This window comes from Neptuniibacter sp. SY11_33 (assembly GCF_047778025.1).
Lineage (GTDB): Bacteria > Pseudomonadota > Gammaproteobacteria > Pseudomonadales > Balneatricaceae > Neptuniibacter.
The window spans coordinates 215,179-230,136 of the sequence record NZ_CP180543.1; the positions used below are offsets into that span (position 1 = coordinate 215,179).

Consider the following 14,958-nt stretch of genomic DNA (forward strand, 5'->3'; position numbering starts at 1 on the left):
CGCGCCCAGTTTCGGACAGAAGGTTTAACTCGCCTGTTGGCCCTGGCATCTCTATAGTTTCAGAGCTATGGCCTTGCAGTTTAAATGCCTGTTCAGCAAAGACGTTAGCAAGTTGTTCCTCAGAAACCTTCGCTTCACTAGAAGCTGTTTGATCCAGTTGTTGGATCATCTTGTGCAGTGTTTCAGAGTTAATTGTCTGGCCTGTTGGTGCTTCTGTACTATTGCTAATCTTTGAGCGAGTGAAGCGTTTTACGTAGTGTGGACCACCCGCTTTAGGGCCAGTACCGGATAGGCCTTCACCGCCGAATGGTTGTGAGCCGACAATGGCACCAATCTGGTTACGGTTAACGTAGATGTTGCCTACCTTAACTTGATTGATAATGCGCTCTACACGGTTATCCACGCGGGTGTGTAGGCCAAAGGTTAAACCGTAGCCTTTGTTGTTGATCGACTCGACAACTTGATCCAGATCTTTTGCTGCAAACGTTGCGACATGTAGAACAGGGCCGAAGATCTCTTCATCAATTTCTTCAATGCCATTAACTTTCAGTACTGCTGGCGCGACAAATGTACCGCCGGCTGGTGTATTTAGCTTTTTCAGCATCTGGCCTTTAGCGGCAAATTTTGCACAATGCTCATCAATCTTAGCTTTAGCGTTGCTATCGATAACAGGGCCAACATCGGTGCTTAGAAGCCAAGGGTTACCAAGGCGCAATTCATCCATGGCGCCAAACAGCATCTCTAGTAGGTTATCAGCAATATCTTCTTGGACATAAAGCACTCGAAGAGCAGAACAGCGCTGACCTGCACTCTGGAACGAGGACATCAATACATCGCGTACCACCTGTTCCGGTAGAGCTGTGGAATCAACGATCATCGCGTTCATACCACCGGTTTCTGCCACTAGGGGTGCATCCGGTGCCATGTTTTCCGCCATGACTTTGTTGATGCGCTGTGCAGTTAATGTTGAGCCTGTAAAACACACTGCAGCGATACGTGGGTCAGAGGTCAGCGGCGCGCCGACATTGATACCCGAGCCCGGTAATAGTTGGATAACATCTTCTGGGATACCGGCTTCATGCATCAAGGCAACAGCGCGGGCAGCTATTAGAGGTGTTTGGTCAGCAGGCTTAGCTATGACGCTATTACCTGATGCGATACCTGCTAAAACCTGACCGGAAAAAATAGCTAGCGGGAAGTTCCACGGGGAGATGCAGGTGATTACACCGCGTGCTTCACTGCTTGCGTGTTTATCGGCTTCATTAGCGTAGTAACGGGCAAAATCGACCGCTTCTCGAATCTCGCCTACAGCATCAAGTAGTGTTTTACCTGCTTCACGGCTCGCCAACGCAAATAGCTCAGGCGCATTGGCTTCAAATAGATCAGCTACACGGCGAAGGCAAGCGGCGCGTTCGCTAGCGTCAGTTTTTGACCAACGCTGGAAGCCTAGTTCAGCAGATATAATTGCATTTTCAATATCTTCGGCATTTGCTTCAGTTACCAGGCCTACAAGATCTTCTGGGTTGGCAGGATTACGAATTTCAGCCGTTTCAGAGCTGCTCGCATCGCCTGCAATCATTGGTTTCGCGTGCCATTGCGTAATCTGGAAAACCTCGCGAGCTGGTTCTAGCTGTTCTAAGGTCACACGGTCTGTGATATCCCAGCCTTTGGCATTCAAGCGCTTTTCACCAAAAATCATGGCTGGTTTGGCAATCATGTTGTTGCTGATTGCGTTATGACTTTCTAACACTTGGGTAAATGGATCGGTTGCGATCTCTTCAGGCGTAATGCGTTTATCGACAATCTGGTTTACAAAGGAGCTGTTTGCGCCGTTCTCTAGCAGGCGACGAACAAGATAAGCCAGCAGATCGCGGTGTGCACCTACAGGCGCATAGATACGGCAGCGAGTATTGTTCGATTTCAACACTGTATCGTGCAGTGATTCGCCCATACCGTGTAGGCGCTGAAACTCAAAGTTATCCACATCGTGTTTTTTTGCCATAAACAGAATCGCAGCCGCTGAATGGGCGTTATGCGTAGCGAACTGTGGATAGATGCGATCTGTCATCTGCATCAGTTTTTCTGCACAGCACATGTAAGACAGGTCAGAATTAACTTTACGGGTAAATACAGGGAAGCCATCTAGGCCTAGCACTTGCGCGCGTTTGATCTCTGCATCCCAGTAAGCACCTTTAACTAAGCGCACCATGATACGACGATCAAGACGTTCAGCGGTTGCATACAGCCAGTCTAGAACATGCGCGGCACGCGGGCCAAAAGCTTGTACCACAATACCGAAGCCATCCCAGTCTGCTAGGCGCTCATCTGCCAGAACCGCTTCGATTACATCAAGAGAAAGGTCGAGACGATCGGCTTCTTCGGCATCAATATTGAAGCCCATATTGGCATCTTTCGCCTGCAAAGCTAGGGTCAAGGTTCGCTCTACCAATTCCTGCATAACACGGGCTTTTTGGCCAACTTCATAACGGGCATGCAGAGCAGATAGTTTTACAGATATGCCTGGGTTAAGACGGATATCTTTGCTTTCACAAGCAGATGTCAGTTCACTGATCGCTTGTGAGTAAGCTTGGTGGTAACGGATTGCATCGGCATCGGTTCGGGCAGCTTCACCGAGCATATCGTAGGAGTAGCTATAGCCTTGCTTCTCAAGTTTTGTTGCGCGCTTAGTGGCTTCGTTGATATCGCGACCAAGTACAAATTGGCGGCCTAGCTCTTTCATCGCTTGGGCAACGGCGGTACGTACAACAGGCTCACCCAGGCGTTTAATCATGCCTTTAACAGTGGAGCCGATGCTCTTCTTTTCATCTTCTTTAAGTAGCTTACCCGTGATGAGTAGCGCCCAAGTTGAGCTGTTTACTAATGAAGATGCCGATTGGCCTAAGTGGCCTTTCCAGTTACCGGATACCACTTTATCTTCAATTAAAGCATCGATAGTCAGGCTGTCTGGCACACGAAGTAGTGCTTCTGCCAAACACATTAGCGCGACACCCTCTTTGGTGGTCAGGCCGTATTCGGCAAGGAATTTTTCCATCATTGAAGGGGAGCTTTCAGATCGAACTTTGCGTACCAGATCTGCCGCGTTAGCTGAAATAGCGCTGCGCTCGGTTTCGCTTAAACCTGAGTTATTAATCAAACCGTTGATAACGGCTGCTTCGTCTGCCAGATAGTTATTACGAATAGCTGTACGGCATTGTTCGATTGTGATGCTCATAATCTTCCACCTCTTAAATCTATCGGGCTATTTTACAAGTGCTCAAATAGTCGATTTGTCTATAAAAGTGGTTATTGAAGTTTATTTGTCTTTATTTAGTGTTTTATGTGGACGGTTTGCTTTGGATTTGTTGGTTTATTAGGTTTTTGTTTCTTTGGTAGGTGGGTATAAAAAAGCCCCAACTGCAAAGCAGTTAGGGCTTTTAAAAATCTGTTTTCTATTCGTTAGCTTTTGATTTCTGCTTCTACATCGTCAAAGCGTTGCTGAATAGCTTTTGATGGCGCTGGAGTCACTTTGGATACCGCGATAATGGCGATGAAAGCAAAGATAATACCTGGGATGATCTCGTATAGATCAAACCAACCGCCAGATAGCTGCTTCCACACAACCACAGTTACACCACCAGTGATGATACCTGCAAGCGCACCGCCTTTGGTCATCTGCTTCCAGTACAGAGACATAATTAGCGCTGGTCCAAATGCCGCACCGAAACCCGCCCATGCATAAGATACAAGCTCTAGAACCTTAGAGTCTTTATCCATCGCTAGGAACGTTGCGATCAGCGCGATAACGATTACCGCAATACGACCAACGCGAACTAACTGTTCTTGGGTCGCATCTTTGTTAAATAGCGCTTTGTAGAAATCTTCAGCTAGAGCAGAAGAAGAAACGAGTAGCTGAGAATCGGCTGTACTCATTACTGCGGCTAGAATAGCGGCTAGTAGAATACCTGCAATTACAGTGTGGAATAGCGCATCTACCATCACCATAAATACAGTTTCATTATCGCCTAAACCGTCAGGTAGGTAACCTATAGCGGCCAAACCAATTAGGCAGGCGCCCGCCATAGAGATTGCACTCCAGATAACTGCAATACGACGTGCAGCAGGTACCGCGTCTTTAGATTTGATACCTTTGAAGCGCGCAAGGATATGCGGCTGACCGAAGTAACCAAGACCCCAGCCCAATAGAGATAGCGTACCGATTAGCGTGATGCTCTTACCATCAGCATCGGTAAACATATTCAATAGCTCAGGGTTTTTCGCTTCGACTGCTGCCAGCGTGCCGCTCAAACCACCAATTTCACCCATCGCGATCAATGGTACTAAGATCAAAGCGCCAACCATCAGTAGGCCCTGAACTACGTCTGTCCAAGATACCGCTAGGAAACCACCAAATAGGGTGTAAGAGATAACGGCTGCAGCACCGATAAGAACGGCGATGGTGTAATCAAAACCGAATACAGTTTCAAATAGCTTACCACCGGCTACTAGGCCAGAACTGGTATAGAACAGGAAGAAAACCAATACGAATATGGCAGAAATAACACGCAAGCTATGGCTGTGATCTTCAAAACGTTTTTCGAAAAACGCAGGTAGTGTTAGTGCGTCATCAGCACGTTGTGAGTAAACACGTAGGCGCTGAGCCACTAAAAGCCAGTTTAGCCAAGTGCCTACTAGTAGGCCGCCTGCCAGCCAGAAAGAGCCATAACCGGCCGCCATTGCGTAACCAGGAAGGCCCATCAATAGCCAGCCACTCATATCTGATGCGCCAGCACTCAACGCACTTGGGATCGGCCCTAGATTACGTCCACCAAGAACGTAATCAGACAGATCCTGAGTGCGACGATAGGCAACAATACCAATTGCCAGCATCAGCATCAGATATAGGATAAATGTCAGGGTTACCATCTAAGAAACCTCTTTGTCATAGTTTATGCTTATTATCGTTCCATCCTCTGTTACACCTTCCTGCGCTAGCTATGCTGCAGACTTTTCTACCCTAATTGGTTGCAAAAAAGACAGTAGTTAAGCTTGGGTATAACGACCGAAAAGCTTACCGGTATTCCATTGGTTAAATGCTCCAAAGTTGGCTGTTTTCTAGGCAATTGGTCTTTATTTGTTCGTTTATTCGGATGATTGTTCTAATTTGATGGTTTTTTGCCTAGATAAACGCGCTGCATAGCTCTTTTTCATCTATAAGAAAGAGTAGTCAACTTGTTATGAGCAGTCGAATTCACTATATTTTCGCCACAACTTTGGACGTTTTGACTTTATGCTTCTGGAGCGCCGTCATGGAAAATTTAGATAAACTCGATATGGCGATTTTGCGCGAACTGCAAAAGAATGCGCGTATTACGGTTACGGAATTAGCTTCGCGGGTTGGCCTTTCGAAAACACCGTGCCAAGTGAGAATGAAACGCTTGGAAGAGCTTGGTTACATCATGGGTTATACCACCCTGATCGATCAGAAGAAGCTTGGTTCTAAACATATTGCCTTTGTTCAAGTTACGATGCTAGATACCAAAACCAAAGCGCTACAAGCATTTAATGAAGCGGTACGCGCCATCCCTGAAATTGAACAGTGCCATATGATTGCAGCTAATTTCGATTACCTGTTAAAAGTGCGTACGTCTGATATCGAAAGCTATAGAGAAGTTCTCGGTGAGAAGATTTCCAACCTGCCATTTGTGAAGCAAACCAGCACCTTTGTTGTGATGGAAGATGTGAAGGATGTGGCTTCTAAGCTGATTTGATTGTGTTCCTTTTCTATTCAAAAAACTCTGCTAGATTTAGTAGTAATGTATTGAATTGAAATGGATATTCACTATGGTTGAGCAAGTCCCCGTTAACGAACAAGCGAAGATTCTTCTGGTCGATGATATTGGCAGTATGCGTGCGTTATTGGTGGCGATATTGCGGGAGCTTGGTTATCGAGATATTACCCAAGCCGCCAGTGGTGAAGAGGCTTGCCAACTGACTCAAACCCACGCCTACGACGTGATTTTGTGTGATTGGGAGATGCCAGGGATGGGAGGACTTGAAGTCCTCAACAAAGTGCGAGAATCGTTTGATGCCGACGAGTTACCTTTCATTATGGTAACGGCCGAGGATGAAACATCCATGGTGAAACAAGCGATCTCCCAAGGTGTTTCTGACTATATTATTAAGCCTTTCAGCGCAGGCTCTCTGCGTGAAAAGATTGACAGAGTTACTTCAGTGAAGGCTGAGGAGTAACACTGTCAATTTCAACTTAAATTATGTTCTTCTCTTAGTGGCACTGCTTTCCTTTACGATGTTCTGATTTATGTTTCATCCATTTTTTCGGTGCTTCACTTTTTAACTGTGCGAATTTGGCTTCCTGTTCGGGGGTCAGAATCTCATATAGCTCTTCCTGATGTTTAGCTTTGGCCATAATCATCGCTTTAGTTTGTTCCTGGGCTTTTAACACTAAGCTGTTGAGCTGCAACTGATAGTCTTTTGATGCTGGATCTAGTTGCATCAGTTGTTGGCGAATATCTCGTTTCGCTTGGTGTTGATCCTTCATGCCTACTTTTTTCTGCTGCATAGTTTCTTTTAGTGCAGTCTGTTGGCTGGTGGTTAATCCCAGTTCTTCAGAAAGATACTGCAGGCGTTTCTCCATCTTAGCGCCGTGATCTTTAGTGTAAGCATGTGCAACGCCTAAACTAGAAACAGTTAACACGGCAGCTGCGATTCCAGTCATGAGTTTACGGTTCATGTTCTTTGCTCCTAGGCTGTTTAGTTGATGGAATAAAGTTTGGCTTTTGTAAGCGCAAAGATGGGTTTCGGCAGTGTAAAGTTGGGTAAATCTAACAACAGGACGATCTATTTTTGCGTTAAAAGGATTATTATTTTTAGTAGATAAGTAGCGAACTTAGGCGACCGAGGTCGAGTGCGGGATAAAGTATGAGAGATAAACAGCGATTATTACTGGTGGATGACGATGTGGAGTTGTGTGAGTTGTTATCCGATTATCTCGAGCATGAAGGCTTTGAGGTTGAGTTTGCTCACAATGCAGATGAAGCTTGCGCGCAATTAAAACGTGCGGATCGTTACGCCTTGATGGTGTTAGATATCATGATGCCAGGTAAGTCAGGCTTAGAGCTGCTACAGCAAATTCGACCTGTAGTGACCTTACCCGTGATTATGCTGACGGGGCGGGGCGAAGAGATTGATCGCATTCTGGGGTTAGAGATGGGGGCGGATGACTATCTAAGCAAACCCTGTAACCCACGTGAACTGCTTGCACGAATTCGTGCGGTCTTACGTCGTTCGGAACCGAAAACACAAACAACCCTTTTCCCCGATACTAATGTTGAGATGGGCGGTGTCCAGCTTGATCCTGGTTTGCGTGAGGTTCGGATTAAGGGCGAGTTATTGGAGCTTACGGGGACAGAGTTTAACGTGCTTGCTTACCTGATCGCGAATGCAGGCAATGTATTGGATAAAGAGCAATTAACTGAGCTGGTTTTGCATCGAAAACTGGCGGCATTTGATCGCGCTATAGATGTTCATGTCAGCCGTGTACGTCAGAAATTAGCTAAAGCGCTGCCAGAGAAAGAGTTAATTAAAACAGTCCGTGGTGTTGGCTATCAGTTTATTAAGGATCTGGTATGAAGTGGTATAAACGACTTTTTTGGAAAGTTTTTGCCGCGATCTGGTGTGTAAGCTTTTCGGTACTGCTAGCGACCATCTGTGTTGTCAGTACCATCACTGAGCAAGATCGCTTCAAGGAAGTGATCACAGCAAAAGCGGAAGGTTATGCTGAGCTGATGATCGAACGTTATGAACGCATGGGGCATACCACGATTCCACCACTTCGACTTAAACACCTGAAGAGTTCACATCGGGACAAAGAGATAGCTCTACCGCCGCCACAACATCACAAAGAACGTACGCCTCATTGGAAACGTTTTATCTGGCGCAGTGTAACTAAGCGTGTCCATATTACCGATTTGACCACGCAGAAGCAGGTGGTTGACTTGCCTGGCTTTGAGCAAGCCCCCGAAGATAGTTACCGCTTTAATCTAGAGTCTGAGCAGGGGCGACAGTATGAAGTTTTAGTCGATCTTAGCTGGGAACGTTCTCCCTATGCCGATCTAGTAAATCGCATCCTATCGGTGCAAATGGTGCTGATTTTATTAGTGTCTTCTTTAGGTGCTTTGATTGTATCAGCGATCATCGCGCGGCCTTTAATCTTGCTACGCGAGCATACTCAGGCGATCTATCGAGGGGAATTGGATACTCGTACGGATGAGAAGCTACGTAAACGCGGTGATGAACTAGGTGAGCTAGCCCGTGATTTTGACCGCATGGCAGATTATGTCCAACAAACCCTGACCTCTCATCAACATCTGATGTGTGATGTCTCTCATGAATTAAGAGCGCCGTTAGCACGATTGCAGGCAGCTGCTGGTATTGCCGAACAGCGCTTAGGGGAAGGAGACAAAACAGTTCAACGGATCATTCATGAATGTCAGCGATTAGATCAATTGATCGGCGAGATCTTATCTTTATCCCGTTTGGAACAGATGGAAGTGAAGGGTGAGAAAACTAAGCTCAGTGATGTGCTGCAAGAGTTGCTTGATGATGCCCGTTTTAGTCAGCAATCACGTGAGTTTGAACTACGTATGGAATCTGACTGTGAAGTGGAACTGAATGCACCTTTGTTACTACGAGCGCTAAATAATATTTTGGGGAATGCCTGCAAACATACTCCACAATCGGCACCAATCGAGTTGAGTGTCCATAAAGGTGAATCTTGTGAAATTCGTATTCGTGATCATGGTGACGGTGTACCAACAGAACAGTTAGAAAAACTCTGCGAACCGTTCTTCCGGGGTGACAGTAAATCCGAGGGCTATGGCTTAGGGTTAAGTATCGCGCAACGGGCTGTACAACGTTTAGGTGGTGAACTCAGTTTATCTAATCATCCAGAAGGTGGATTGGAAGCGCGTATTCTCCTGCCTTGTGCCTAAAATTTAGTTGTAAAAATTGGGGAGCTTTAACAGCTCTCCTAAGTGGTATAGCGCACTTTGTATCTCTGAAATCAGCCGAGGGTCGCGCAGATCTTCAAGACTTAGGCGATCTCGATAGTGCGTTTCTATCCACTGTTTCAGCGACTCATATAGCATAGGGGTTAGCAGTATTCCTTGATGCACCGCGCTTAACTCTTCGATCGTGGTGGGTACCGCCAGGCGTAAGCATGCTGGACCACCACCATTCTGCATACTTTGCGTTAGATCGACAAATTGGACCTCGCTTACAGGGTTGTCAGCAGCAATTAACTCTTCGCAAATGGCAGATGCGTTGGTACTGAGTTTACTCTCCATGGGTGCCAGTAGTAGAAGGCTGCCGTCGCTTTTTTGAATGAGCTGACTGTTAAATAAGTAAGTACTGACAGCTTCTTGCAAGCTTAGCTTGCTGGAGCTGACCTCAAATATCTTAAGTGCATCCTGCCAATGACAACTCTTCATTCTTAAAATGTTCAAAACCTCATTTTGCCCTTTAAATGCTTGTTCATGCAGGAATAAAAAGTTTAGATGCCCGACCGCGACAACATCGTTGTGAAATGCACCGTGGTCTATCGCAATGGGGTTCTGCTGAATCACTATGCTGCGGCTTTGGTCCAGTTGATGTTGGCGGATAATACTTTCGCTAGCGAGGCGAGTTTGGCGTGCTGGAAAGCGTGTACTTGCACTCAGAGAGCCTTCTCTGCCATAGATAAACAGATTCAAAGCATCTTGGTCACAAGGCGAGTTTAAGCGGATCTGATTGGCCGCACCTTCATCTGCAAAGATCGATTGTGAAGGCAACGGAACATGGACGCTAAATCTGTCGTGATCGCCAAAGCAGGTTTGGAAAAACAGATAGTTATGTTTGGTTTCTAATGATCGGTGGATACTGCTATTTAAGTTTGCAGGGGTGAAGTGTAAGTGTCGATCTTTGGTATCTTGAGATGCAGAGCAGGTCGCGCTATTGGCTGCCCACATAGCAGACGCGGAATAACAGGCAGTCAGTAACTGGGGGGCTTTATGCCAAGCTTGATCCAAGAGTTGTTCGTCGGAGCCTCGAAAGCCCGCAGCATAGAGCAGTGCTAGATCAGGTCGCATTGGCGGAGGAATGATCCCTTGTGGAATACCAAGTTGATGCAGCATCCACATCTTTTCCAAACCTTGTAATGCTGCATCTCTAGGTGAGGAAATCTCGCCTTGATGTTGTTGTGATGCCAGATTGCCCTGTGCGAGTCCCGCATAATGGTGATTGGGAGCGACCAAACCATCTAAGTTAAGGGTTAAACTCATTCATGACTCCAAACATGATCGGCGATATGGAGGCCCGGAGGAAGGGTATCAGGAATATCCATACTGTCGGCCTGCATAGAAGCAACCGGGTATGCGCAGTAATCGGCTGCATACCATGCACTGGCGCGATGGTTACCGCTGATGCCGGTACCACCAAAGGGGCGCGCACTGGATGCGCCGGTTAGTGGTCTGTTCCAGTTGATTAAGCCTGTTCTGACACGACGCTGAAAGTACTCGAATACTTTAGGGTCGTCACTGAGCACACCAGCCGCTAATCCATAGCGTGTGTTATTGGCTAAGGTCGTTGCCTGCTGAATATCTTGCACACGATAGATCTGCAGCAGAGGTCCGAAGTACTCCTCATCATCTGGGTTATCAATTGAGGTACAGTCGATCAATCCCGGTGTTAGCAGGGCGCCTTTATCGGCAAAGCGTTGCATGCTGACCAGCGCTTCAGCACCTTGTTCGATCAGTTTTTCTTGAGCGCTTAGCATAGAGGTCATGGCAGACTGACTGATCAAAGCGCCCATAAAAGGTGATGGATTTTGATTATAGGTGCCTACCTCTATCTTGATCACTGCTTTCTGTAATGCTGCAATAAACTCATCACCTTCTGTGCCGACCGGTACTAGTAAGCGTCGCGCACAGGTACAGCGCTGGCCCGCAGTGATATAGGCAGATTGAATAGTGTTATAGACCGCCGCAGCAACATTGGCTGTTTTTGCAACCAATAGAGGATTATTGCCGCCCATCTCGAGTGCTAGGATCTTTTCGGGTTGCCCGCCAAACTGCTCATGCAAGTAACACCCTGTGGCTGCGCTACCGGTGAAATAGAGACCATTAATCTCTGGGTGCTCTGCTAAATGTGCCCCCGTTTCTTTTTCACCTTGAAGCAGATTAAGCACGCCATCGGGTAACTCCGCTTTTTGCCAGAGATGAACCATCAGTTCTGCTGTTCGCGGCGTAAATTCACTGGGCTTAAAAACGATGGTGTTGCCCGCTAAAAGCGCCGGCATGATATGGCCATTTGGTAGATGCCCAGGAAAATTATAAGGACCAAATATCGCTACGATGCCGTGGGGACGGTGGCTGAGAATCGAGCGTGCACCCAGTATGGTACTTTCTTCAGTTGGACAGCGTGCTTGATAAGCTTTGATAGTCAAAGCTGCTTTGCCCAGAATAGCAGTTACTTCTGTCTTGGCTTCCCAAAGAGGCTTACCAGTTTCTTGACCGATGGTGTCGGCAAGTAGGTCTTCGTGCTCTTTTACCAGCTCATTAAACTTCAACAGGTAAGCTGCACGTTGCTTGAACGTGAGTTCAGACCAGTGTGGGAAGGCTGCAGCCGCCGCTGAAACAGCGTGATCTACTTGCTCTTCGTCAGCTGCATAACCCTGCCAGATTCGCTCGTTATTGCCCGGATTCAACGACTCGAGTTCTGAGCCGTTGCCCTGAACCCATTCGCCATTAATAAACAATGATGCTTGTGGTTTCATGGGTGCCTCCCTTTTAGTTCGACCAATCGAATGGTGTCGCTGTCTTTTACTTGCAGCATTTCAGCTGTTTCAGGTGTGAGTTCAGCAATGCCTTGATTGGTTTGGCAGTTAGCAAGGCAGCAACGAAAACCTGCTGCACGGGTGTTACTGAGTAGATAAGCTGAATCGGAATCAGTGGTTTCAGCTTGTTGCGAAATTCTAATTTTGGCGTAGCGGCTATCTCTAATCGCACGTATTTTTGCCAGTGGTGCTGTGATCGTAGGGCCGGCATCGAAGATATCCACATAATTTTCAAAGCGGAAACCTTCATTTTCCAGCATGCGGCGGGCAGGTTCAGTATTGGCATGGACCCGACCGATCACTTCTTGCGCTTCTTCGGGGAGTAAGTGGATGTAGATGCTGTATTTCGGCATTAGCTCGGCAATAAAGACTTTGTTGCCAGAGCCCGTGAGGTAATCTGCTTCTGAGTAGTCCATCGCAAAAAACTTACGACCGAAGCCTTCCCAAAAGGGGGAGCGGCCATTGTCATCAGAGAAACCGCGCATCTCCGCGATGACGCGTTCAGAGAAGCGTTGCGGTTGTTCTGCCATAAACAGAAAACGACTTTTAGACAGCAGACTACCGTTTTGCGAGTGACGATGTTCAGGTTTTAGATAGAGAGTACAGACCTCCGTGCAGCCGGTGTAATCGTTACATAGGTAGAGGGTTTTAAACTGGTTATGAATGTTGAGCTCGCGTGACGCGTGTACCACGGTACCTACTCTGTAGTGATACCAAGGCTCTTGCAGACCAACGGCTGCTTCAATGCCTGTGGTCCCTACGACTTCATCGGTTTCACTATCGATCAGTACAAATAGATAGCTTTCATTAGAGGCTTTTTGAATATCTTGTTTGATGGCGTTTAAGCTGCGCTCGATTTTATCGGCGAGCAAAGCGTTGTTTTCGGGGAGAGAGGTAAAGCCAGGGCCAGATTCGATAGCGATCTGATGTAAGGTCTCTAAATCGTTCATTTCAATCGGGCGAATGTAATACATAGTTGACCTCCTATTCCCTGAATTCTCTAACGACTATCGGTGCTCTCGAAGATTTTGTCGGCAGACGCCGCGACAAAGCCTTGGTAGAGAGAGCCATCTTCCACGGGGTAACGACGGGCAAATTCGTAGTAGCAGCCCGGTATTTCTACACTGCCATCACTAAATTCAACAGCGACTTTGCTGGCTAAGGTTGAGGACTGTTCGAGTCGCTCTTCGGGGCTGCCTTTCACTTCACCGCCCGCACTATTGAGTTCGATTGAATGGCTTTTTAAAAACTGATTAACCTCTTCGATGCTGGTGTGCGAAGTGAGTGCGTTGACGAAAATTGTGAAGTGGTTAGGCCTGAAGCCAAAGGCAGCTAGCCAAGCGGCATACTCACTTTGTGCGAGAAGTGCTTGGTACTCCTCATAACTGACCTCCCACGGACGGCCGCAATAGCACAAAGTATCCGGGGATTGCTGCATAGGATCGAGTTCAGCCACTAAGTTATGCACAAGCAGTTGGTTATCAGTACTGAGCGATTCGGTCATCAGTTGGCTGATAAATATTTTCGGCAGGGCAGGGTCATCATGTTGAAAGTGCTTGGCGTAGAGGTGTTTGTTTGGGAAATGATATTCACCTGCTGCGCGATAGCCGCTATACAGAAACGGCGTGGCCATCTTATCTATATTTACTTCTTCCAGATCAAAAGTACGTAACGCAATATGATCATTGAGTACTTGATAGTTAAGGTCGCTGAATAGCTGGTGGATATGGCGAGCTTGAGGATTGAGTTCTAAATAGTCCTGCCACATCTCATCTAGCATTTGGATTAGCTCTTCATTGGTCATTGTGGCCTCCCCTGAGGGCGCAGTCGCTTAAATGGCAATCCTTCACGAGCTATGTGAAAGAGTAGCAGTGCGCTAAGCTGCGCGCGTGAACTCAGGCTAGGTAAATTGATAAATTCATGGGGGCTGTGGATAAAATTACCGGTCACACCCAAGGTATCTATATTGGGCAGGCCCGCAGTCGATAAGTTATTACCGTCACAGCAGCCTCCCGTTGCACTCCAGGTTAACGCTGTACCCAGCTGTTCTGAGCATTGCTGTACCAGTTGATAGAGTGCGAGATGGGGTTGGTCGAGTTGTTTAGGATAGCGTCCAAAATGCCCATGAAGCTCTATATGGAAGCCTTCTTGTTGATTATGCTGCTGTATAAATTCATTGATGCTTTCAAGGCACCATTCGGCATCCTCTGTTTTCTGAATGCGTACGTTAAATTTACACACAGCTAAATCGGGCACTTTATTGGTGGTTTCACCTGCTTTGATTATGCCTGTATTGAGAGTTAAGCCCGGTTTTTGATTGTTTAGCGATGCCAGTTGCAGGATCAGTTCAGCGGCTTTATTGATTGCATTCCTACCAGTTTCTGGAGCTCTGCCGGCATGGGCAGAACGACCATGGACAACCAAAGTGAAGTTGCCGCTGCCTTTCCGCTCACCTGCAAGATTGCCATCAGGCAAAGCCGGCTCGTAGATCAATCCAAAGTCATGTTGTTTCGCCGCTTCGGCCAAATAGGCGGCTGAGCCGGGTGAGCCGATCTCTTCATCTGGATTTAGGACGACACTCCAACCGATCTGATGAGTAAGTGGGTGCTGTGCTAATGCTTCAAGCGCGGACAGTATGACCAGAATGCCACCTTTCATATCTGCGGCACCGGGTGCGTTTAGTCGGGTGTGGTCTAAGCGAATCGCATGCTGGAAAGGACCATCCACAGGAAAGACGGTATCGGTATGACCGCAAAACAGGATCTGAATCGGTGCATCTGGGTTATGGCTGAACTTCCAAAGGGAGCCGAGCGCTTGGGATTCGGCTTTGCCTGTGTAATCGATTCGCTCCCATTCGGGCAGTTCTACTCTTTCGCTTTTACTGCAGAGTGGGGCGAATAGTTCTTGGTATTTAAGGCCGACCTGATTGATCCCTTGGGGATTAAGTGAGCCGCTATTGATCTCAACTAACTCAATCAGTTGTTGTTCTCTTAGGTGCTGTTGAGCGCTGATCTTATCGAGAAGATCACGTTCTAACTGATCTAGTGATTCGACAGATAACTGCATAA

At 47.1% G+C, this 14,958-nt stretch carries 11 protein-coding genes and 1 pseudogene; 4 read left to right on the forward strand and 8 right to left on the reverse strand.

All coding sequences use genetic code 11. From position 1 onward, the window contains the following. Positions 1-259: 259 nt before the first annotated feature. Together putA and putP are read right to left on the reverse strand one after the other, a co-directional pair. Positions 260-3,232 (reverse strand): annotated as a pseudogene (putA, locus tag ACMXYV_RS00955) (bifunctional proline dehydrogenase/L-glutamate gamma-semialdehyde dehydrogenase PutA); the annotation flags it as partial. Between the two features lie 224 nt (positions 3,233-3,456). Beyond that, positions 3,457-4,923: a sodium/proline symporter PutP gene (putP, locus tag ACMXYV_RS00960; RefSeq protein WP_415889911.1), complete on the reverse strand. Its 1,467-nt coding sequence runs from the start codon at positions 4,921-4,923 to the stop codon at positions 3,457-3,459. A 383-nt stretch (positions 4,924-5,306) separates the two neighbouring features. On the opposite strand from putP, the gene ACMXYV_RS00965 reads away from it, so the two are divergent. Further along, complete coding sequence (locus ACMXYV_RS00965) at positions 5,307-5,768, forward strand: Lrp/AsnC family transcriptional regulator (protein WP_415883132.1); 462 nt, start codon at positions 5,307-5,309, stop codon at positions 5,766-5,768. A 73-nt stretch (positions 5,769-5,841) separates the two neighbouring features. Next, positions 5,842-6,249, forward strand: coding sequence for a response regulator (locus tag ACMXYV_RS00970; protein ID WP_415889912.1), 408 nt, complete (start codon positions 5,842-5,844; stop codon positions 6,247-6,249). A 34-nt stretch (positions 6,250-6,283) separates the two neighbouring features. Here ACMXYV_RS00970 and ACMXYV_RS00975 read toward each other — a convergent pair whose 3' ends face one another. Then, complete coding sequence (locus ACMXYV_RS00975; RefSeq protein ID WP_415889913.1) at positions 6,284-6,751, reverse strand: Spy/CpxP family protein refolding chaperone; 468 nt, start codon at positions 6,749-6,751, stop codon at positions 6,284-6,286. Positions 6,752-6,939: 188 nt separating this feature from the next. On the opposite strand from ACMXYV_RS00975, the gene ACMXYV_RS00980 reads away from it, so the two are divergent. Continuing rightward, on the forward strand, positions 6,940-7,650 hold the full coding sequence (locus ACMXYV_RS00980; RefSeq protein ID WP_415889914.1) for a response regulator: 711 nt from the start codon (positions 6,940-6,942) through the stop codon (positions 7,648-7,650). After that, a complete protein-coding gene (locus tag ACMXYV_RS00985) occupies positions 7,647-9,011 on the forward strand; it encodes a sensor histidine kinase (protein WP_415889915.1) in 1,365 nt (454 codons plus the stop codon). The genes ACMXYV_RS00980 and ACMXYV_RS00985 overlap by 4 nt, the downstream gene beginning before the upstream one ends. Positions 9,012-9,014: 3 nt before the next feature. Here the strand turns inward: ACMXYV_RS00985 and ACMXYV_RS00990 are convergent, their stop codons facing one another. The 5 genes from ACMXYV_RS00990 to ACMXYV_RS01010 are packed head-to-tail and all read right to left on the reverse strand — an operon-like array spanning position 9,015 to position 14,956. Then, complete coding sequence (locus ACMXYV_RS00990) at positions 9,015-10,337, reverse strand: N-succinylarginine dihydrolase (protein WP_415889916.1); 1,323 nt, start codon at positions 10,335-10,337, stop codon at positions 9,015-9,017. Next, positions 10,334-11,830: a succinylglutamate-semialdehyde dehydrogenase gene (gene astD / locus ACMXYV_RS00995; protein WP_415889917.1), complete on the reverse strand. Its 1,497-nt coding sequence runs from the start codon at positions 11,828-11,830 to the stop codon at positions 10,334-10,336. The genes ACMXYV_RS00990 and astD overlap by 4 nt, the downstream gene beginning before the upstream one ends. Then, positions 11,827-12,864, reverse strand: a complete 1,038-nt coding sequence (gene astA, locus ACMXYV_RS01000; RefSeq protein WP_415889918.1) for an arginine N-succinyltransferase — start codon at positions 12,862-12,864, stop codon at positions 11,827-11,829. Before astA ends, astD begins: the two co-directional genes overlap by 4 nt. Before the next feature lie 26 nt (positions 12,865-12,890). Beyond that, positions 12,891-13,694, reverse strand: coding sequence for a DUF1338 domain-containing protein (locus ACMXYV_RS01005; protein ID WP_415889919.1), 804 nt, complete (start codon positions 13,692-13,694; stop codon positions 12,891-12,893). Beyond that, entirely contained in the window at positions 13,691-14,956 is a 1,266-nt protein-coding gene (locus ACMXYV_RS01010; protein WP_415889920.1) for a hydrolase, read from the reverse strand. The genes ACMXYV_RS01005 and ACMXYV_RS01010 overlap by 4 nt, the downstream gene beginning before the upstream one ends. Between the last annotated feature and the right edge of the window lie 2 nt (positions 14,957-14,958).